Genomic DNA, 21,477 nt, shown 5'->3' with positions numbered 1-21,477 from the left:
GACTTCACTACAACACTTATTTTTAGTAACAGTTTAATAATACTGTTAAATAAAATAATCCTAATTATTCTCTCTTAAGAACATCTTATCCTTTAATATGATGGAATCAAGAAAGGCACCAAATTTTACTGATATTATACCAATGATTAAACCTATTGATGTAACTACTATTGAATGAAACAGGCTTCCTGATGCAAAGTAAATATTACAACTTACAAATGTGACTGAACATACTGCAAATAATGGAAAGCTTTGAGCGATTGTCATGGTAAATCCAAGAGCTACTACTACTAAAGCTGAAGTTATTCCTGAAGTATTTAATGCCATCTGAGTATAAACAGTTAAATATGCCAGAATAGGCCCTAATACTATACACGGAAAACTTTTTTTACAAGCTTCTAGATTACCTCCTGTAAAAAAGAATAAAGACCAACCAATAAATCCAGGCCATGCAGGCACTCCAAGCTTTTCAGCAATTAAAACCCAAATTCCAGATAGTAACCCAACTGATATAGAAATTCCTAAGTTTTTCTTAATTTTAGCCACCTCCCTTACTACATATTTTGATGCATGATATTATATTTTAAAATAATCCACCTTTCATACATTAAAAGGTTTTTTATTTACTCATTAGCTAGTTTAATTACTGTTTTTAATAATAAATCACAGCCTAACTTAATATCTTCAAATTTAGTAAGTTCTTGTGGACAGTGACTAAGTCCTTTAATACTCGGTACAAATATCATACCTACATCTGTTATTTCTGGCAACATAGCTGAATCATGAACTGCGCCACTATTCATTTTTATAAAGTTATATTTATTTTCTAATGCAGTATCTTCGATTATATTGATAATCTTTGATGAAAGTTTGACACATTCTGATTCACCAATTAAGTCAACCTTATATTCAAGTCCACGTTTTTCTGCTACTTCTTTTGTTTTACTTATTAGCTCTCTAGCTACTATTTCCATTCCTTCAGTTTCTACATCTCTAATATCTACATTAAATTCTATTTGCCCTGGAATAACATTTGATCCATTAGGCTGACAATGAATTTTTCCTATAGTTGCAACTGTATCCTTTAGAGCTTTTTCTTTTGCTGCCTTTTCCATATGAATAATGATTTCAGCAGCACCTACCATAGGATCTTTTCTTAAATACATTGGAGTAGAACCAGCATGATTAGAAACTCCTTTCAATTTTACCTTATAGGTTTTCATACCTACTATGGCCTGTACTATACCTATAGAAATTTGTTCTGAGTCAAGTATTCCTCCTTGTTCTACATGAAGTTCAACCATTGCTTTCACTTCTTCTTTCTTTAATATTTCATTTTCTACATTATCTACATCTAATCCAAAATCCTTCATGACTTGGTAAGCACTGATACCATCATCATTTTTAATTTTCTTTAAATCCTCCAATTTATATGCACCAGTTAAAATCTTACTGCCAACCATAGTGCTTCCAAAGTTTGAGCCTTCTTCCTCTGCAAAGGCAATCAATTCTATTGGATTGTTAATCTTTACATTATTTTCTTTTATTACTCTTATGACTTCCAATGCTGTTACAACTCCAGTAAGTCCGTCAAACTTTCCACCATTGGCAACAGTATCAATATGAGACCCCATCATTATAGAAGGTTTGTCTTCATTATTATCTATATACTTAGCCCTAATGTTGCCAACACCATCTACTTTAATAGATAAGCCAAGGTCTTTCATTTCCTTAATTAAATATTCCCTAACTTCACTATCTTCTTTACTATAAGAAAATCTTGTGCATCCCATATTTGGAGTGGCTGTAATTCTTGTTACATTTTCTATATCATTTTTTATTCTTTCAATACAGGATTCCAACTTTGTCCCTCCTTCGTTTTTATGTTTGCTTATATTAATTGCAAGACCCATGCCAATTGTTAATAAATATTTAAATGTGGATTTTAGGGCTTTTTCTCATCAACACCTTAAATAAAAAAAGAACTTGATGAAAATAATCATCAAGTCTTTTGAAATATTTCATCATTATTGAAATATAACTTGATTTTACAAATCCCTCCCATTTCATTTTGGATGAAATAAATCAAAAGAGAGCTGAATCATAGGTATTTCTATGATTCAGCTCTCTTTTATTATAAATATGAGGTTCTGCTTCAATAGAAGCTTTTCTTATAATTTAAATCTTCCAACCAATCCATTTAGTTTTTCTATTACACCTGCTAATTTTTCTGTATTATTTAATATAGTCTCCATTGTTGCCGCCTGTTCCTCCATTGAAGCTGATAACTCTTCTGTAGATGCTGCTGTTTCTTCTGTTACAGAAGATATACTTTGAATAGTTAGTATTACATTTTCTTTCTCATTATCTATTATTTCCAGCTTTCCATCTAGCTGATTTATAGCTTCTATAGATATTAATATTGCTTTATATATTTCATCAAAACCTTTTTTAACTTGTTCTAGAGTATTGTTTGCATCATTTAATGATTCTTCTGATTCATCCATACTTACCTTTGTAGTTTCAACTTCAAATTGAATTGCATTTAATATATCTTCTATACTCTTTGTAGCATGTCCTGTTTGCTCTGATAATTTTCTTATTTCATCTGCAACTACGGCAAATCCTCTGCCTGCATCACCTGCTCTAGCCGCTTCTATTGCAGCATTTAGAGCTAATAGGTTGGTTTGTTCAGAAATACTCATTATGGTATTTAATATACTTCCAATGGATTGAGATTTTTCTGATAGAGAATTGATGTTCTCTGCAACTAGTTGGGTAGATTTATTTGATATATTGAATTTTTCAACCATGCTATCCATTGCCTGTGAACCTTCTTCATTTATCCCTTGTGCTCTAGTAGAACTTTCTACTACTATTTGTCCATTTTCTACTGCTGCCTTTATTTCATTAGCTAATATATATAATTTCTCTGAACCAGTTTCTGCATCTTCTGCTTGCCCCATAGAGGCCTGTGCTAGTTCCTCCACAGTTTTTGATATATCATTTACAGACTGAGTGGTCTCATGAGTAGCTGTAGTTAAGCTATTGGTATTTTCAACTATATTTGTTGTTGTATCTTCTATTGCTTTTATAATACTTCTCATTTCCCCTTTTAAAACTCCAGTGGCCTTAAATATTGCTCCTACCTCATCTTTTCTATTAAGAAAAACTTTCATTTTCTTGGTTTCTTCTATGTCAGTTAAATCTAATTTAGATATCTTATTCAATATATCTGTTGCAAATACTATAGGATCAGATATCTTCTTTCCTAAAATAAAAGATAAGAATATTGAAATCATAGATGCTACTATAATTACCATGGCTATAAAATTAGTAGTAGTATATACCTTGGCTAGTATTTCTTTTTTAGGAATGGATAAGATTACGACTTTGCCGTCATATAGTTTTGAAAACGCTATAATTTGAGTTTGTCCATCAAACTCATCTTCAATTATTCCGTTTTCTTTATTCTTTATTTCTTCTACAATATAAGCATATTTTCCATTTTCTATAGTCTCTAAATTTGTATTCTTATCTAAATTAGGATGAACTAGAAAGTCATAATCTTTATTAAGCAAAAAAGCATAACCAGTGTCATATAACTTTACATCTTCAACTTCTCTTATTAAATCCTTTACGCGTAAATCCACCCCTATTACCCCTACGGTTTGCTTATCAACTATAATAGGTGCTGAATAGGTCATTACATTTAAGTTTGCATTATTAAAATAAGGGTCACTCCATGTTCCTTTACCTGCTCTTATGGCATTATAATAGAATGATACCGAAGGATCATCTGGACTCTTTCCAGCTATATCTGTAGGTAAAGATTGTGTTAATGTCCCATTGTCATCTATTCCCGCCCAAGATCCTTCAGTCCTGCCAGTATATTTAGGATCTATTGCTATGTAAATCCCTGCACATTTTCTAGTCTCTTGGGTTATTCCCCTAACCATAGGACTTAGAATGGTATCACTGTAATTAACTAGATATCCTTCTTCATCTAGCCTTGACATATCCATGGTTCCTTTTAAGACTTGGTATAAATCGTTATGAGTGCCTTCATATAGAACTAAATCTTCATTAAAATATCCAGAATATATTTGTGCTGTACTAAGAAGATTTTCTTTAGTATTTTCCTCTATAACCCTTATACTTCTGAATATACTTGTACCTCCCACCACTAAAGACATTGCTATGGCACAGCTTAGAACTGTTAGTATGATTCTTGTACTGATTTTTTTCAACTATCTCCCCTCTTTCTTAATAATTGTCAGTTACTTTCCTAAATATTATTAATATTCGCCTATATCAATTGCAATACCTATGCCAGTTATATATGTATGCTAAAATACATATTTAGGAAGTTATCTCCATTAATAGTTTCAATTAAAAAAGGATTTGATGATAATTATCATCAAATCCTCAGAAATATTTCATCAGCAATATTTTATTTTTAATCTTTTTGCCTTTTTCACCACAGTAGATTGATTTATGTCTAAAGCTTCAGCAACCTTTCTAGTGGTTTTGTATTTTTCAAAAGCTGAGATTAATATTCTCCGTTCTAGCTCCTCTACAGACTGTTTGAGAGGAACTATTTCATCACTATTATAATTTATTTCTTTTGTTGGTTCTATTATTTCTGCCACTTGTATATCTTCAACTATGTCACCCAGAGTAGTTATTACAAGTCTTTCAATTATATTTTCTAGCTCCCTAATATTCCCCGGATAATTATAATCTATTAATATATTATAACCTCCCTCTGATATAGTCTTATGAGTCCCATGTTCATTGTTATAGTTATCAAGAAACATTTTTACTAAGGATGGTACATCTTCTTTTCGTTCTCTTAAGGATGGTATATTTATAGGAACCACATTTAACCTATAATATAAATCTTCTCTAAATTTACCTTCTTGAATAAGCTTTTTTAAATCTTTATTAGTAGCAGCAATTAGCCTGCCCTCAACTTTTATAGGCTTTTCTCCTCCTAATCGGAGTACCTTTTTATCATCTAAAACATGAAGTAGTTTCACTTGAAGATTCATAGGCATATCACCTATTTCATCTAAAAATATGGTACCCTTCCCTGCAATTTCAAATAATCCTTTTTTGCCTCCTTTTGTAGCTCCAGTAAAAGCTCCGCTTTCATAACCAAATAATTCTGATTCCAAAAGATTTTCTGGTATTGCACCACAGTTTATAGGAACAAAAGGCTCATTTTTTCTAATGCTACTTTCATGTATAACTTTAGCAATATATCCTTTACCTACTCCTGTTTCTCCTAATAACAGCACTGTTGCATCTAAATCACATATATGAAGAATTAATTCCATTATTTTATTCATTGACACACTTTTATAATTTACCTTCGAATCATATATAGCTTGCCTTTTATTTAACTCCTTTTGAAACCATTGTAATTGACTTTGTATATCCTTAAGCTCCTGACCCAGCATTTGATTTTCGGTTATATCCCTTGAGATATTTATTATTTTAGTTATTTTTCCTTCTTCGTCAAACATTGGTATTCCAGTTACCATTAACGTCCTATTGGCACCTGTTTTCTGTATCAATGTTGCTTTTTCACCTTTTCTTATAACTTCTGCTGTAACTGAAGTATCAAATACTCCGTTTTTTTCTAATTCAAAGGCATTACATCCAATTAGTCCATTTTCTGAAACTCCAAAATATGGTTCGCAGGATTTACTGACCTTTGTAAATACACCATTTCCATCTGCTATAGTTATTTGATCGAAACTCACATCCAATATTAATTTTAATTCCTCATAGGCTTGCTTATAATAATCCAATATATCCTCACTATACATTAATATCGCTCCCATCTAAAATGTCTAGCAAATATAAGTTATTTCTATAACAATCATTATACTATAAGTAAAAATAAATATCGAGTTACTACTTTATCCCAATATTAGAATATTATATACTCTCCTATGAATAATTTAGACTTATTTTCTATATATTTAAGTAATTATAGTACTAATATAATTGTAATTGAATTGTAAGATAAAATTAAATTATTTAAAAGGATATTATGATATAATCTATTTAGTAAACTAATGTCTCAAATAGGAGGTCTAGTATGAAAACAAATATTTATGTATTATGTGGTGGAAAATCAGTTGAACATGATATATCTTTAAGAAGCGCTTCAGCAATAATGAATGCAATAGATAGAGAAAAATATAATGTTTATCCAATTTATATTACTAATGAAGGTGTATGGTGCAATTTAGGTTTATTAGAAGAAAAAATTAATGCTCCCGATGAATTAAGGCGTGCAACCTCTTCTACAGTATCTTTTTCAATAGGGGAATTTCTGACTAAAGTTCTTAATAATAATGAAAAGAATTTGGTTATCCCTGCCCTTCATGGACCTAATGGCGAAGATGGAACTATTCAAGGCTTTTTAGAATTACTTGATATCCCTTATCTAGGAAATGAAGTTTTATCATCTGCTGTAGCAATGGACAAAGTAATGACTAAGGATTTATTTTCAAAATATAATATTCCGCAGGTTAAGTATCTTTCATTTAGGCTATATAGTTGGCAAGAAAACGAAGAAGATGCTTACAACCTAGTTGAAAATGAAATAGGTTATCCATGTTATGTAAAACCTTCTAACGGAGGTTCTAGTGTTGGTATCAGTAGAGCTGAAAACCGAGAAGAACTAAAGTCCTCTTTCAAGGAAGCCTTCCTTTATGATCGAAAAATAATTATTGAAAAAGAAATAGTGGCTAGAGAGATGCAAATTTCAGTAATTGGTAATAATCATCCAAAAGCTTCTGTTCCTGGAGAATTTATTATGGAAAGACCATTTTTTGACTATAATGCTAAATATATAGATGGTAAATTAATACCTGTAATACCGGCAAGATTAGAGCCAGAGATCAGTGACAAAGTACGTGAAACTGCTGTAAAGGCCTTTAAAATACTTAATTGTCATGGTCTCGCTAGAGTAGATATATTTGTTACAGATGAAAATGAGATATTTGTTAATGAAGTAAATACTATGCCTGGTTTTACAGCTGTAAGTATGACTCCCGTTTTATGGGGAGCCACTGATGGTACCACCTATGCTGAATTGATAGAAAGGTTAATTCAGTTAGCCTTAGAGAGATATAATGAAAAGAAAGTTATAGTAAATACGAGGTGAAAATTTTGATAACAAGAAATTTAAAAGAAGTTCAAAAAATGTGTGGTGGTTCAGGATTACAAGAACAATATGAAGCTCTTATGATACAAGGTGTTTCTACAGATTCCAGAAACGTAAATGCTGGTCAATTGTTTATTCCACTAGTAGGAGAAAATTTTAATGGCCATGATTTTATTACCATGGCAATAGGTAAAGGGGCAGCTGCCAGTCTATGGAACCATAATGAGCCAAAGCCTAACCTTGATTTTCCCTTTATAATAGTAGAAGATACAGTATCAGCCCTACAACAATTAGCCAGATCCTATCGGGAAGAGCTAAATACAAAGGTAATAGGTATTACAGGAAGTAATGGCAAAACTTCGACCAAAGATATATTAGCAAGTCTTTTAAAAACTCAGTATAAAACCCATAAAACCTTAGGTAATTTTAATAATTATATTGGATTGCCTTTAACTATTCTTTCCATGGATGAGGATACAGAAATGGCTGTACTTGAAATGGGTATGGATAATTTTGGACAAATTGAGCTATTGACTTCTATTGCCAAACCAGACGCTGCTGTAATTACCAACATAGGTGAGGCTCACTTAGAAGGTTTAAAAACTAAAGAAAATATTGCAAAGGCAAAACTAGAAATATTGAAGGGCTTAAAGCCTAATGATCTATTCCTTTATTATGGAGATGACTCCTTGCTGAGAAATGAAGTAGAACATATTTCAATGAATTATCAAGTTATGACTTATGGAACTAAGGATTATAATAATTATCAGCCTGAAATAGTCTTTGTAAATGAAACTGGAGATTCTTTCTTCTTAAAGGAACCTTCTTCACCACAATTCTTTTTACCTATGTTAGGAGAACATCAGGTACTTAACGCCACCGCAGCCATTGCAGTAGCTAGATATTTTGGTGTATCTTATGAAAACATTGAGAAAGGCCTTCTTAATGTAGAAAAAACTGGAATGAGAAATGAATTAATTAAAGGAAACGGGTTTACTATTCTTAATGATTCTTATAAATCTAATCCTTCCTCTGTTTTGGCAGCATTGGATACTATGTATTCTATGTTGGGATACAGCCAAAAAATAGTTGTTCTTGGTGATATGCTAGGCATAGGAGATGATGAAATAAATATGCATAAAGATATAGGCATGAAAATCAACTCTGATAAAATAGATTATGTATTTACCTTTGGTGACCTAGCAAAATATATTGCCGAAACTGCAAAGCTACGATTTGGTAAAGATCGAGTTCTATCTTTTGACAGCAAATCTGATTTGATTAAAAAAGTTAAAGAAATCGTAAAACCCGATGCTTTAGTTCTAGTAAAGGCTTCAAGACCTTTAGCAATGGAAGAAGTAGTAGAGGGTTTAATCAATTAAAAAACTTCCGCTTTTATATAACCCATAAAAGCGGAAGTTATCTTATTTTTTTAAAGCATCCTTCATATGCATAAGGGCTCCATCGTTTCTTACTAGCTGAATTTCAGATAATATACTTAACGCTATAGCTTCTGGACTTCCATCAGATATTTTAATACCTATAGGAGCATATACTCTATTTAAGTTTTCTTCAGATATTCCCTTTTCCTTCAAATTTCTTATCATGGTCATTACTTTTTTCTTAGAACCCATAGCACCAATATATCTAGCATCACTATTGACTACAGCCTCTAAAGCTTCCTCATCATAAGCATGACCCCTTGTAACTATTACTATGTAAGTATCTCTATCTATAGGATATTGCTGTAATTTCTCCTTTATATTACCCAAAACCAATTCATGAGCCAATGAAAATCTTTCTGCCGATAAAAATTCTTCTCGGTCTTCAAAAATTACTATATCGAAGTTTAATAAACCAGCAAATTGATATATAGAATACCCTACATGACCTCCTCCGACTATTAAAAGTTTTGGTTTTCTTTTATAGACATCTATAAAAATATCCACTTCTCCTCCGCATATCATATTTAAACCTTCTGTATGCAAAGGAAGATTTATACTATAGCTAGTTCCTTCTTTTATAGCTTCAAGGGATAATTCTATAACTCTTTTTTCTAGAGCTCCTCCACCAATGGTTCCATGGATACTGCCATCCTCTAAAACGGCCATTATAGCTCCTTCCCTTCTAGGTGCAGACCCTTCAGCCCTAGTAATGGTGGCTATAGCTAACTCTTCTCCATTCTCTATATCCACTAAGGCTTTTCTCATTACAGATAAATCTGCCATAATTAGCCCTCCTTTCCATCTGTAAATATTGTATTCCTTCTAAAACTCCACCACCAATAGCTCTAGCCTTATCAGAAATAGTAAAAGCATAATCTCTTATCCCTCTAGGATCAATATCCCCTATCTTCAATCCCTTATAAACAGACATTCCCTCTTTTATCATTCCTCTAAGTATACCTGATATCTGAGCCTTTACATCTATATTTCCTACTCTACAAACTACATCTCCATCTCTTACCATATCTCCAATGTTAAAAAAAGACCTTATTATTCCATTATCTGATGCTCTAATTATCCTTTCTTCCCTATACCCCATTGTTTCTCCCGGAATACCTGTATTTTTTTCTGCACTTCCACTATATATAACCCTGCCTAAATTATGTCCTCTGTTGCTTTCAATCACTAAATTCACATCTACACCTGCCTCAAATCCCGGACCTACTCCAATGGTTATAGGTGCCATATCCATCTTAGTTCCAAGATTTTTCTTAGCTATAATAGCATCAACTACAGCCAAAGGCTTTAACTCTCCTATTACATCTCCTTCTTTATCTATATATACTGGAATATTACCATCCCTAAGAACTTGCTTAATATCATCTATACATCTAGAAAAAACGGCTTTAACTCCTTCGACTATTATTTCTCCGCTATATACAGCTTCACAAAATGCAACGGTTCTCCTAATTGCCAAAGGTTGCTCTACTTCTATAATTACAACTTTATAGCCTACTCTAAATAATCTATGGGCTATTCCTGTAGCTAAATCTCCGCCACCTCTTATGACTATTAGATTTTTCATATCAATCACCTTCTAATATTCTAAGTATGCTACCATCTGCTATTCAAGCAGAACCTATTTCTTCTCTGATATTTACCAATTGGTTTAGATACTATGAGTTTCTCATCCCTTACCAACATTTTTCCTCTTAAAAAAATATATTCGAATTTTCCATATTGGGTGAAGCCCTCATATAAATTATAATCAACATTTTGAACTTGATTTTCTGCTTCTATTAGGGAAACATGTTCTGGATTAAATATTACAATATCAGCATCACTTCCCTCTTTTATAATTCCCTTCTTAGGATATAATCCAAATACCCTTGCAGGATTTTCGGAAATAATTTCAACTAACTTTTCCATTCCTATTCTATTTTCCTTCACTCCATAGGTGTATATAAGTTTAAATCTATTCTCTACACCGGGACCTCCGTTTGGAATCTTAGTAAAGTCCTCTAATCCTAATTCTTTTTGTCCCTTATAGTTAAAGGCACAATGATCCGTTGCCACTATTTGGATTTCTCCCTCTCTTAATCCATTCCATAATGTTTTGCTGCTTTCTATATCTCTAAGAGGAGGAGACAATACATATTTTGCTCCTTCAAACTTATCCTCCCCTTTAGTATATAACAGTCCTTATTTAATAGAAGATACTGAGTACAAGTCTCAGCTATTATCTTATTCCCCCTATCTCTCCCCCTCTTTATTTCATCATAGCCTTCTTTAGAACTTAAATGGACTATATAGACAGGTATATCTATTATTTCCGCTATAGTAATCAATCTTGATACGGCTTCTTTTTCAAGAGATGGAGGTCTTGTCAGCATATGATAAATTGGCTCTATATTTTCTTCGAGTATGGCTTCTTCTCTAAGCCTTTCTATTAAATCACCATTTTCACAATGAAATCCTATTATTACTCCCAGTTCCTTAGCTCTTTTCAATGCTAAATATATAGAACCATCGTCTACTTGCAAATCTTTATATGCAAAAAACATCTTGAAGGAGGTTATGCCTTCACTGACCATTTCGGCCATCTCTTGGCTTGTCCTATCATTCCAATCTGATATAGTCATATGGTAGCTGTAATCTGTATAGGTCTTATTTCTCGCTTTTTCATTCCAAGTATCTAAAGCATGTCTTAAAGTACCGCCTTTAATTTGTTCAGCAAAATCTATAATAGTAGTAGTTCCGCCCATAATAGCTGCCTTAGTTCCAGTTCTAAAATCATCTGCAACTATTCCTCCTGCTTCACAATCAAAATGAGTATGAACATCTATAGCCCCAGGCATTATATAATATCCTTTAGCATCAATTATTTCATCTTCATCCTTAGCTATATTTAATCCTATTTCTACTATTTTTTCCTTGACTATACGAACATCTTTTTCTAATATCCCCTCTGAGCTCACTATTTTTCCATTAGTTATTACAATTCCCATAACTTCAACCCCTTAATATACTTCCAGCTAAAATCCTATTATACTTCCCTTCCTCTATAACTATATTGCCATTGATTATAACGTAGTCTATACCTTCTGAATATTGCTTTGGCTCTGTATAAGTTCCCTTATCTATTATTTTTTCAAAATCAAAGATTACAATATCTGCAAAGTATCCTTCCTTTATTTGTCCCCTATCGGAAATTTTTATGGTTTCTGCTGGCTTATTAGTCATTTTATATATGGCTTCTTCTAAAGAAAGAACCTTTTCTTCCCTTACATATCTGCCTAATACCCTTGGAAAAGAACCATATAATCTTGGATGAGGATTATCAGATGGCATACCATCAGTACAAACATTATGCTCTGGTCTTTTTAATATCTTTGCAACATGTTCTTCCAGACCATAGAAATCAACCATGTCTACAGAATTTCCTTCATCATAAATGAGATCAAAGGTAGCATTATAAGGGTCTTTACCCTTTATCTTTCCTAATTCAATAAGATTCTTACCTAATAAAGACTTATTTTCTTCCTTATTCACTGAAGTAATAAATATCTGGTCTAATCCTGCAAAGTCAACAAAATTATCCCATCCTGGAATTCCTGTTTCTATATCTTTTATAATTCTTTTCCTATTCTCCTCGACTTCTAATCTCTCCAATAGCTTTTCCGTTCCGCCTTCGTAAACCCAAGGCGGCAGTATAACTCCTAGACTAGTACTTCCTGCTACATAGGGATATTGATCAAAGGAAACCCTAAGACCTTCCTTTTTAGCTTCTTCTAATAATCCAAATGCTTCATCTAAATACTTCCAATTATTTTTCCCACATACTTTAAAATGAGAAAAATGTATTTTAACCCCTGATTCTCTCCCTATTCTTATTACTTCTTTCATAGATTCAATAATAGTATCTGCTTCTGATCTTTGATGAACTGCAAATATTCCATCAAATTCAGCTACTACTTTACATATTTCTATTAGTTCTTCTGTACTACCATAAACACAAGGAGAATAAATAAGACCAGTAGAGAGTCCAAGTGCTCCCCCTTTCATTTCTCTACTTATAATTTCTCTCATTTTCTCTAAATCACTAGGATCTGCCTTTTTATTTTCTAGTCCCATGACTTCAAGTCTAATATTTCCGTGGGGAATTAAATAACCTTGATTTAGTCCTACGCCTTTTTCTTCCAACATATTTAGATAGTTTTCCGTAGTCTCATAGTTCCAGTCTATATCATCACTATCTCCATTAAAAGCAGCGTTGATTTTTCTCCACTCCTTTATATATTTCTTTGGAAGGGGAGCCATTGATCGTCCATCTTGTCCTAATATCTCAGTGGTTATACCTTGTCTTATTTTTATTTCATTATATGGATTTACAAGTATAGCAAGATCTGAATGGCTATGGGTATCTATGAAGCCAGGAGAGATTACTCTCTCCTTGGCATCAATTATTTTGTCAGCCTCTTCATCTATAGTTCCAACTTTTTTAATCCTATTATCTACTATTAAAACATCTCCAATAAATGGTTTATTTAGGTTCCCATCTACTATTAATCCATTTTTAATTAAGATTTTCATTTACTCACCAGCTTTATATTAGTTATTCGCTTTCTGTAATTCTGAAACCTCAAGAGCCTTAGTAGGACATACAGAAACACAAAGTCCGCAGTATCTGCATTCTTCTTCATCTAATTCCATGGTCTCATTTAAAGTTCTTGCTTTATATGCACATACCTTTACACAAAGACTACATCTAGTACATTTCTCTTCATTATACATAAATTCAAACTTTATTCTTTCATTTACATCACCCATATGTTGATGAACTACACCACAAGCTTCTTCTATTGAATTATATCCAAGTCTTTCAAGGTAGGCTTTGAAATCATTAAATATCTTCCCTATGACGCTTTCTCCTCTTAATATAGGCGCTGTACAAACTCCGATAAAGTTAGCTCCCGCCATTACCATTTCTATAGCATCAGCACCACTCATACATCCTCCTAAACCGATTATAGGAACTTTTACTTTCTTTCTAATCTCATAGATTTTGTGTAAAGTAATTGGCTTTATAACTTCACCAGTTAACCATCCAAGACCATTACCTCCTAATAATGGTCTTCCAGTTTCTATATCAATTCTAAAAGCCGGTCCTACTGAGTCACATGCAGTAATAGCATCTACTCCTGCTTCTTCTAATTCTTTACAGAAATCTCCTATGTTTTCAATCATAGGTGGAAGCTTTGCTATTACTGGAATATTCACTCTATTTTTAGTATCCTTAACCATAGGAATAAGATCAGTATAGTCATAGGAAACCAATTCGATTATATCTGCTCCTGCCTTTTCTACCTTTTCTACTAATTCACTGCTTTCCTCCAATGTATGGCCAACAGATGCTATGGTTATAACTCCCATTTTCTTTAACTTTGGAAGTTCTTCATTTATCCATCTTTCCGGCTCAAAATCAGTCCATTTTTCATTATTTATAAGAGAATTATTTGTGCTTCTTACCATGTGAGGAGCTGGATTTATTGCCCTTTCTTTTCTAATGGTCTTTGTAACCACTGCACCCGCTCCTGCATCAGATAATATTCTCATACCTTCCGCACTATATGATAAAGGGCCTGAGCCTATGATAATCGGTGATTTTAGTTGAACTCCTAGCAAATTATACATATATTTTCCTCCTAATATTTAAGTGGTCTTTAAAATTTCCAAAATTCTTCCGCTACAGCTCTCATCTCCCTAGAAACTTCTTCCTTGTTTATGACCTTTAACTTTCCATCTTCTAATACGGATTTTCCATTTATATAAACACTATGAATAAATTCCTTTTGTCCATGAACTACTATTTGGTCAAATATATTGTCTAAGGTAACAGGGGTTTTGAATTCATCCTCCATGATTATAAAGTCTGCTCTATTACCTACCATTAATCTTCCAGTATCATTCCATCCCAATGCCTTAGCTCCATATTCAGTAGCCATTCTAAATACTGTACTAGCTGGCATAACAGATGCGTCCTCCTTACTAGCCTTGTGTAATAAAAACGCTGCTTTTATTACAGTAAAGAAATCATTTATATAACCATCAGTTCCAAGGGCTACTTCTACTCCAGCCTTTAACAGTTCTGGAATAGGTGCAAAACCACCTCCAACTTCACAGTTACTTAAAGGCATATGAACTACCTTAACACCCTTTTCCTTCAAAATATTAATTTCATTTTCATTTACCTTAACACATTGAGATGCTAAAACATTATTATCTAATAACCCTAAATCATCTAAATAATTAACAGGTCTTCTTCCATAATCCTTTAGACAATGGTTTACTTCATAAATACTCTCAGATAAATGAAACTGCCATGGCACATTTATCTCTTTTGCCTTATCCTGAGCCAATTTTAGGAATTTATCTGAACAGGTAAAGGTAGTATGAGTACACATGATTCCACTAATATTTTTACTGTTTTCTCTGCTCCAGTGTATTAGTGATTCATTTTCTTCTAAACATTTAATTCCGTTATCATAACTTATTCTTTCACAGCTTTCCAAGGAAAGAACTGCCTTCATTCCTATTTCTTCAAGAATTTTTCCTTGCTCTATTAAAGTACCCTCTTCAGTCTTTGGCGCTTCTAATGTATCACAGAATCCTATGACACCTGACTCTATAAGCTCCATCACTGAAGCCTTAGTAGTTGCTTTTACTTCTTTTAATCCAATTCTATTTTCTATAAAAGGCCACCAATAATCCCAAAGAAATCCTTCAAAATCTTTAAATTCCACATTGGCAGGTATGCCCCTTGAAAGAATACCATATTGATGCATATGAGCATTTATAAATCCTGGCATTATAATTGAATCAGATTTATCTACTACCTTTACATTAGGATACTTTTTTTCAGCTTCACTATTTGATAATATATCTATTACATTTTCTCCTTCTACTACTAAGGAATGATCTATATATATATCTTCTGATGAAGATATTAAATATTTTCCCTTTATAATTAACATTAATATCCTCCTAGCTATTTTGGTTTCTTAATTCTTTTATACCATTATAAACTTTTTCAGAAGTTATAGGCAGATATCTTATATACACGCCTACAGCATTATAAATAGCATTGGCTATTGCTGGTGGTGGCGTGTGTACTGCAGATTCCGCAATGGATTTGGCACCAAAAGGACCTGTTGGCTCATAATCTGATTGGAATTCTACAGTTATATTCCCTACATCTTTTTTAGCAGGAACATTATATTGAAGGAAGCTGTCTGTTATTAATTTTCCTTCACTAGTATATTTAACATCCTCGAACATTGCCAAGCCTATACCTTGAGTCAATCCGCCTTCTAGCTGAATCTTTGCTAAAGCTGGATTAATTACTGTTCCACAGTCTGCTACTACTACATAATTAACAAGTTCCACTTCTCCTGTAAATGTATCTACCTCTACCTCTGCAAATCCTGCTAGAAAGGGTTTTGGGGTATATTTACTTCCATAGGTAGCATCTGCCATTAAAACCTCTGCATCATGACCTACTACAGCTTCTTCACCTATTGTTCTTAGAAGTATAAACATACTTTCATCTTCTCTATGTCTTACTCTGTCCTTTTCAAGAACCAAGTCTATACTGGGCATATTAAGCTTTTTAGATGCCTTGTCTATTATCTTTAATTTCAATTTTTCTGCTGCTCTAACTACTGCATTTCCAGTTACATAAGTAGTAGATGAAGCATATGCTCCAGTATCATAAGGACAAGCATCAGTATCTCCGACATGAATATTTACTCCATCCATATCCGTATTTAAGGCATGGGCTGCTATTTGACAAAGTATGGTATCTGAGCCCGTACCTAAATCTGAAGAAGCAGTGAATAGTCTGTATGTTCCATCTTCTTCTAATCTCATCAGTACAGAAGCAGCATCTATTTCCGAAATCCCTGAGCTATGAATAGCTGTAGCCATACCTATTCCCCTAACCTTGTTAGGTGATACTTCTTTTCTAGGATACTTTTCATCCCATCCTATTAGTTCTTTTCCTCTTTCTATACATTTCTCTATATTGAAACTCTTAATAGATTGGGGAATAATTCCTCCTACAGCACCTTTTCTTATGGTATTTTTTAGTTTAAGTCCTATAGGATCCATTCCCAGTTCGATTGCTAGCTCATTTATAGCTGAATCCATAGCAAAGCTTCCTTGAGTTGCACCATATCCTCTTAAAGCTCCTGATGCTACCATATTTGTATAAACAGTTTTTCCCTCAAATTTTATGGCAGGTACTTTGGCATATAAAGGCAACGAATTTTGTCCTACCTCCATGGTTACAGCTGGCCCATTGGACCCATATGCTCCTGTATTATTTAAAGCTTTCATATGAATAGCTTTTATATTTCCTTCTTTATCAGAACCTATTTTCACACTTACTTTTATGGGATGACGAACACTGGTTGAACTAAAAGTTTCTTTTCTGCTTAATATTAATTTGCATGGTCTTCCTGTTTTTAATGTGGCAAAGGCTACAAAAGGTTCTGTGATGCTACATTCTTTCCGCCAAAGCCTCCTCCTATTCTAGGTTTTATAACTCTAACCTTTGATATGGGAAGACCTATTGCTCTGGCTGCTTGTCTTCTCATATGATAAACAGATTGGTTTGCTGATATAATAGTTACTCTGCCTCTTTCATCGAGATAAGAATAAGCTCTAAGGGTTTCCATCATACAATGAGATTGTGCCTGTGTTTGATAAGTTCTTTCTATTATAACTTCACAATCTTTAAATTCTTCCTCCACATCTCCATGTCCATAATTAAATTGGGATACTATATTTCTCGTATTATCATATCCAAAGTCAAAGGGGGAAATGATACTATTATCTTCATGGATTCTAATCCTACTATTTTCAGATTTTTCTGGGTCTAATAAGGGTTCAAATACTTCATATTCTACCTTTATTAATTTCTTTGCTTTTTCAGCCGCTTTTTCATCCTCTGCAACTATTATAGCCACTTCATCTCCTACATATCTTACGACTTCTTCTAGAATTAATCTGTCATAAGGAGAAGCCTCTGGTAATGATTCACCACATTCTGAATATCTTGTTTGCGGTACATCTTTATAAGTATATATATCTACTACTCCCGGTACTTTTTTGGCAATATCTACATTTATATTTTTTATCTTAGCAAACGCATAGGGGCTTCTCAAAAGTTTTATTGTTAAAACATCTTTATGGAAAATCAGATCATCTGTATAAACAGGCTTTCCACTTAGAAGTGCTTCACTATCTGTCTTTCTTATTCCTTTACCTATCATTATAATCACCCATCTTATTATAATTTCTATTCTTAAATATAATGAAAGGATTATAATATAAACCCTATATTTAAAAATAGTTAAGTTCTAGTTGCACTCTGACACTTATTTCAAGTACAAGATTCGGACTGCATTAAAATGTACTTTTTCGATGAAACAATTGTCCTCTCAAACACATAATTAGATTTTTCTTTCATAATGATATCTCCTTTCAGTTTTATGATATAGATTTTATCTATATACATACTAAACCTACGAGTCCTTCGAATACAAAGAACCCCCAGCCTATCATTCAATAAAGTCTAATAATACCTATTTGTTCAACTTATACAGATTAATAAAATTAATCTGTGTTTCTTGGCTATTGACCAATACTTACTTATCAGGGTTTGCTAACCATCGTAAAATTTTTTAGCTAAACCTATATCAACTCTTGTTTTACAATACCTTCCTTTTCCTTCATTGCTCTATAAACCTTCTCAGGTGTTATTGGTAAATCTCTTACTTGTACTCCTACTGCATTATAAATGGCATTAGCTATTGCAGGTGAAGGAGTGTGAGTTACTATTTCCCCAAGAGACTTTGCACCAAAAGGTCCCGTTGGCTCATATTGAGGCTGAAATTCTACTTTTATATTTCCTATGTCTTTTCTAACAGGAACATTATAGTTCATAAAGCTATTAGTAACAAGTTTTCCTGTGTCGGAATGAATTACCTCCTCAAACATTGCCATACCTATACCTTGCGTTAATCCACCTTCAGCTTGAACTCTTGCTAATGCAGGATTTATAACAGTTCCACAGTCAATAACTGCTACATAATCCAGAACTTTTACTTCACCTGTAGTCTTATCAACTTCAACTTCAACAAAGCCCGCCATTATAGGTCTTGGACTTTCAGTTATACCTGAGCTTGCATTAGCCATTAAAATAGGATAATTCGATCCTGCTTGAGAGTCTTCCCCTAATGTTTTTAATGTTACAAATATATCTTCATTTCCTCTTAGACAAACTCTGTCTTCTTTTAGTTCCAAGGTAACAGCGGGTATGTTTAACTTTTTCTCTGCTGCCTTTAAAATTAAGATTTCCATTTCCTTTGCTGCTCTAATAACAGCATTGCCTGAGACATATGTTGTAGAAGAAGCAAATGCTCCTGAGTCATAAGGGCATGCATCAGTATCTCCTGCATATATTTGTATATTATCTACATTTGTATTTAATGCTTCTGCCGCAATCTGGGATAATATTGTGTCTGACCCTGTTCCCGTATCGCCTGAGCTAGTTAACATCATATAAGTCCCATCTTCAACTAGTCTAATACTGACTCCCGACTTATCTATACCAGCCACTCCAGAAATATGTGTACCCAAAGCCATACCTATACCTCTGACTTTATTATTTCCAGTTTCCCTCCTTGGAAATTTTTCATTCCAGCATATCAGCTCTTTTCCTCTTTCTATGCAAGCTTCTATATTAAAACTTCTAATAGTATTATTAATTATTCCTCCAACTTCCCCAGCACGAATAGAGTTTTTAAGTTTTATTTCTGTAGGATTCATATTAAGGGCTGCTGACAGTTCATTTACTGCTGAGTCTAAAGCAAAGGTTCCTTGAGTCGCACCATAGCCTCTCAATGCACCTCCCGGCTGCAAATTAGTATATACTGTTTTACCAATATATTTAATTGCAGGAACTTTATTGTAGATTGGCAGCGAATTTTGTCCTGCCTCCATTGTAATTATAACTGAATCTCCACCATAGGCACCTGCATTATTTAGGGCATGCATTTCAATAGCCTAATATTTCCATTCTTATCTGCTCCTATTTTCACATCGAATATAATCGGATGTCTAGTATTGGTTGCAATAAATGTTTCATTTCTTGTATATATAAATTTACAGGGTCTTCCTGTTTTCCATGTAACAAAGGCTGCAAATGGTTCTACTAGTGCTATTTTCTTTCCCCCAAACCCTCCTCCTACTCTAGGTTTTATAAGTCTCACCTTTGATGCAGGAATGCCTATAGCTCTACAAACCTGTCTTCTCATATGATATGGGGTCTGAGTCGGAGAAATGATTACTATCCTTCCATTAGCATCAATATAGGAATAAGCTCTATGGGTCTCTAGCATACAATGCGATTGAGCTTGAGTACTGTATGTTCTCTCTATTATTACATCACAGCTTTTAAACTCCTCATCAACATCACCCTTGCAAAGACTAAATTCAGAAACTATATTTTTCAGATGATCATGCCCATAGGGGAAAGAGCAGAAAATATCTTCCTCAGGGTGTATTATAGAACTATGACCCTGGGATTTCCTTGGATCTAATATAGGTTCTAAAACCTCATAATCAACCTTTATTAATTTTAATGCCTTCTCAGCAGCCTTCTCAGTTTCAGCTGCGATTATGGCAACCTCATCTCCTACATATCTAAGCAATGGTTCTAATAAGCATCTATCATAAGGCGATGCCTCCATATAGGACTCACAGCACTCTGTGAATCTATTGTAAGGAACATCTTTATAAGTATATACATCTATAACACCTTTTACCTTTTTTGCATTTTCCACATCTATACTTTTAATTCTTGCAAAGGCATATGGACTTCTCAAAGCCTTCAGTGTTAATACATCTTTATGAAAAATCATATCTTCCATATATACCGGTTTACCACTTAATAAAGATTCACTATCTTTTTTCCTTACACTCTTATTTATCAAATTAAGCACCTACCTTACAGTACATTCTGCTCACTAAGGCTTTGCTCATATCTTCTCTGTATTCTTTACTTCCTCTAACATTAGTTCCAAAATGCAGTTCTTCAGGTATGATATCTACAACTGTTTCAATATTTTCACCATCTTCTAATGCTTTTGCAGCCTTTACAGCTAATTTAGCTCTTTGAGGTCTTGAACCAATGGCTATCTTATATTGACCATCTTCTCCCCTAAATATTGCTCCGTTTATAATCGGAAAATCTCCAGTTGATTTCCTGATGCAGTCATATACTGCCATGCCTTTCTTTTTTGGTAGTATTACTTCTACTAATATATCTCTTTCAAAGTCCTTTTCTAAAAATTCCTCTAAATCCATTATTCCACCTTTATAAAGCCTTACCTTTGCATCTAAAACCAATAGGGATGGTAATAAATCGGAAAACCCATATCTAGAAAATACGCTTGCTCCAACCTTAGCCATATTTCTAAACTGTACTCCTACAATATTTGAAACACCTTCACTAATTGCTCCGCCGCAGTAGTTTCTAATTATCTCATTAATTTCTAAAGTTCTTAATGATGTTTCAGCTCCAATTAATATCTCATCTGTAGTTTCTGTAATATAATCTAAAGACAAATTACATAAATCTATAGCCTTATTTACAGCCCTCGAGCCCATCTTAATAAATCCAAAACCACCTAGAATTAAGTTTGTCTTCCCAGACATTAAAATTTTATATGCTTCTTCTAAACTTACAGGTGCCACATATTCCTTTATGGTAATCATTTT

General features: G+C 33.3%; 14 protein-coding genes and 4 pseudogenes. 2 read left to right on the top strand and 16 right to left on the bottom strand.

Annotated features, from left to right (window positions below; all coding sequences use genetic code 11):
- Positions 1 to 60: 60 nt before the first annotated feature.
- The 4 genes from CIW83_RS16625 to CIW83_RS16610 all read right to left on the bottom strand — a co-directional run bounded on the left by CIW83_RS16625 (position 61) and on the right by CIW83_RS16610 (position 5,837).
- Positions 61 to 546 carry a DUF1097 domain-containing protein gene (locus tag CIW83_RS16625; RefSeq protein ID WP_094903232.1) on the bottom strand — a complete coding sequence of 162 codons (486 nt, stop codon included), beginning with the start codon at positions 544 to 546 and terminating at the stop codon, positions 61 to 63.
- Between the two features lie 77 nt (positions 547 to 623).
- On the bottom strand, positions 624 to 1,862 hold the full coding sequence (locus tag CIW83_RS16620) for a M20 family metallo-hydrolase (RefSeq protein WP_094903230.1): 1,239 nt from the start codon (positions 1,860 to 1,862) through the stop codon (positions 624 to 626).
- Between the two features lie 309 nt (positions 1,863 to 2,171).
- Entirely contained in the window at positions 2,172 to 4,250 is a 2,079-nt protein-coding gene (locus CIW83_RS16615; RefSeq protein ID WP_094903228.1) for a methyl-accepting chemotaxis protein, read from the bottom strand.
- A gap of 192 nt (positions 4,251 to 4,442) precedes the next feature.
- Positions 4,443 to 5,837: a sigma-54-dependent Fis family transcriptional regulator gene (locus CIW83_RS16610; protein WP_094903226.1), complete on the bottom strand. Its 1,395-nt coding sequence runs from the start codon at positions 5,835 to 5,837 to the stop codon at positions 4,443 to 4,445.
- Positions 5,838 to 6,112: 275 nt separating this feature from the next.
- Between CIW83_RS16610 and CIW83_RS16605 the strand changes: the two genes are divergently transcribed.
- Both CIW83_RS16605 and murF read left to right on the top strand, forming a co-directional pair.
- The gene (locus CIW83_RS16605) at positions 6,113 to 7,186 is read left to right on the top strand and encodes a D-alanine--D-alanine ligase (protein ID WP_094903224.1); all 1,074 of its coding nucleotides are present in this window, start codon (positions 6,113 to 6,115) and stop codon (positions 7,184 to 7,186) included.
- A gap of 5 nt (positions 7,187 to 7,191) precedes the next feature.
- Positions 7,192 to 8,568 (top strand): UDP-N-acetylmuramoyl-tripeptide--D-alanyl-D-alanine ligase, encoded by a 1,377-nt coding sequence (murF, locus tag CIW83_RS16600; protein WP_094903222.1) that lies wholly within the window; start codon positions 7,192 to 7,194, stop codon positions 8,566 to 8,568.
- Positions 8,569 to 8,610: 42 nt separating this feature from the next.
- On the opposite strand, the gene CIW83_RS16595 is transcribed toward murF, so the two are convergent.
- The 12 genes and pseudogenes from CIW83_RS16595 to CIW83_RS16555 form a co-directional block, all read right to left on the bottom strand.
- Positions 8,611 to 9,414, bottom strand: a complete 804-nt coding sequence (locus CIW83_RS16595; RefSeq protein WP_094903220.1) for an XdhC family protein — start codon at positions 9,412 to 9,414, stop codon at positions 8,611 to 8,613.
- Positions 9,335 to 10,216, bottom strand: a complete 882-nt coding sequence (yqeB, locus tag CIW83_RS16590; RefSeq protein ID WP_094903218.1) for a selenium-dependent molybdenum cofactor biosynthesis protein YqeB — start codon at positions 10,214 to 10,216, stop codon at positions 9,335 to 9,337. Before yqeB ends, CIW83_RS16595 begins: the two co-directional genes overlap by 80 nt.
- Positions 10,217 to 10,245: 29 nt before the next feature.
- Positions 10,246 to 10,782: an amidohydrolase family protein gene (locus CIW83_RS23225; protein ID WP_201259971.1), complete on the bottom strand. Its 537-nt coding sequence runs from the start codon at positions 10,780 to 10,782 to the stop codon at positions 10,246 to 10,248.
- Entirely contained in the window at positions 10,758 to 11,639 is an 882-nt protein-coding gene (locus CIW83_RS23220) for an amidohydrolase family protein (RefSeq protein WP_201259970.1), read from the bottom strand. The genes CIW83_RS23225 and CIW83_RS23220 overlap by 25 nt, the downstream gene beginning before the upstream one ends.
- A 4-nt stretch (positions 11,640 to 11,643) precedes the next feature.
- Entirely contained in the window at positions 11,644 to 13,224 is a 1,581-nt protein-coding gene (locus CIW83_RS16580; protein ID WP_094903215.1) for an amidohydrolase family protein, read from the bottom strand.
- An 18-nt stretch (positions 13,225 to 13,242) separates the two neighbouring features.
- Positions 13,243 to 14,325 carry a 4Fe-4S binding protein gene (locus CIW83_RS16575; protein WP_094903213.1) on the bottom strand — a complete coding sequence of 361 codons (1,083 nt, stop codon included), beginning with the start codon at positions 14,323 to 14,325 and terminating at the stop codon, positions 13,243 to 13,245.
- Between the two features lie 29 nt (positions 14,326 to 14,354).
- A complete protein-coding gene (locus CIW83_RS16570; protein WP_094903211.1) occupies positions 14,355 to 15,665 on the bottom strand; it encodes an amidohydrolase family protein in 1,311 nt (436 codons plus the stop codon).
- 10 nt (positions 15,666 to 15,675) lie between these two features.
- A pseudogene (locus tag CIW83_RS16565) lies at positions 15,676 to 17,606 on the bottom strand (xanthine dehydrogenase family protein molybdopterin-binding subunit).
- Positions 17,598 to 17,966 (bottom strand): annotated as a pseudogene (locus CIW83_RS24980) (aldehyde oxidase); the annotation flags it as partial. The pseudogenes CIW83_RS24980 and CIW83_RS16565, both read right to left, overlap by 9 nt.
- A gap of 421 nt (positions 17,967 to 18,387) precedes the next feature.
- Positions 18,388 to 20,300, bottom strand: a pseudogene (locus CIW83_RS23905) (xanthine dehydrogenase family protein molybdopterin-binding subunit).
- A gap of 18 nt (positions 20,301 to 20,318) precedes the next feature.
- A pseudogene (locus CIW83_RS24975) lies at positions 20,319 to 20,699 on the bottom strand (aldehyde oxidase); the annotation flags it as partial.
- A complete protein-coding gene (locus CIW83_RS16555; RefSeq protein WP_094903209.1) occupies positions 20,692 to 21,474 on the bottom strand; it encodes an FAD binding domain-containing protein in 783 nt (260 codons plus the stop codon). The pseudogene CIW83_RS24975 and the gene CIW83_RS16555, both read right to left, overlap by 8 nt.
- Between the last annotated feature and the right edge of the window lie 3 nt (positions 21,475 to 21,477).

The organism is Tissierella sp. P1 (assembly GCF_002266425.1).
GTDB lineage: Bacteria > Bacillota > Clostridia > Tissierellales > Tissierellaceae > Tissierella > Tissierella carlieri.
This window is presented reverse-complemented; position numbering and strand designations above follow the sequence as displayed.

Bases quoted from the DNA above. Each gene is read 5' to 3' on its own strand.
- CIW83_RS16570 (WP_094903211.1), bottom strand. From the start codon at position 15,665: ATGTTAATTATAAAGGGAAAATATTTAATATCTTCATCAGAAGATATA.
- CIW83_RS16595 (WP_094903220.1), bottom strand. From the start codon at position 9,414: ATGGCAGATTTATCTGTAATGAGAAAAGCCTTAGTGGATATAGAGAAT.
- yqeB (WP_094903218.1), bottom strand. From the start codon at position 10,216: ATGAAAAATCTAATAGTCATAAGAGGTGGCGGAGATTTAGCTACAGGA.
- CIW83_RS16555 (WP_094903209.1), bottom strand. From the start codon at position 21,474: ATGATTACCATAAAGGAATATGTGGCACCTGTAAGTTTAGAAGAAGCA.
- CIW83_RS16580 (WP_094903215.1), bottom strand. From the start codon at position 13,224: ATGAAAATCTTAATTAAAAATGGATTAATAGTAGATGGGAACCTAAAT.
- CIW83_RS16610 (WP_094903226.1), bottom strand. From the start codon at position 5,837: ATGTATAGTGAGGATATATTGGATTATTATAAGCAAGCCTATGAGGAA.
- CIW83_RS23220 (WP_201259970.1), bottom strand. From the start codon at position 11,639: ATGGGAATTGTAATAACTAATGGAAAAATAGTGAGCTCAGAGGGGATA.
- CIW83_RS16605 (WP_094903224.1), top strand. From the start codon at position 6,113: ATGAAAACAAATATTTATGTATTATGTGGTGGAAAATCAGTTGAACAT.
- CIW83_RS16575 (WP_094903213.1), bottom strand. From the start codon at position 14,325: ATGTATAATTTGCTAGGAGTTCAACTAAAATCACCGATTATCATAGGC.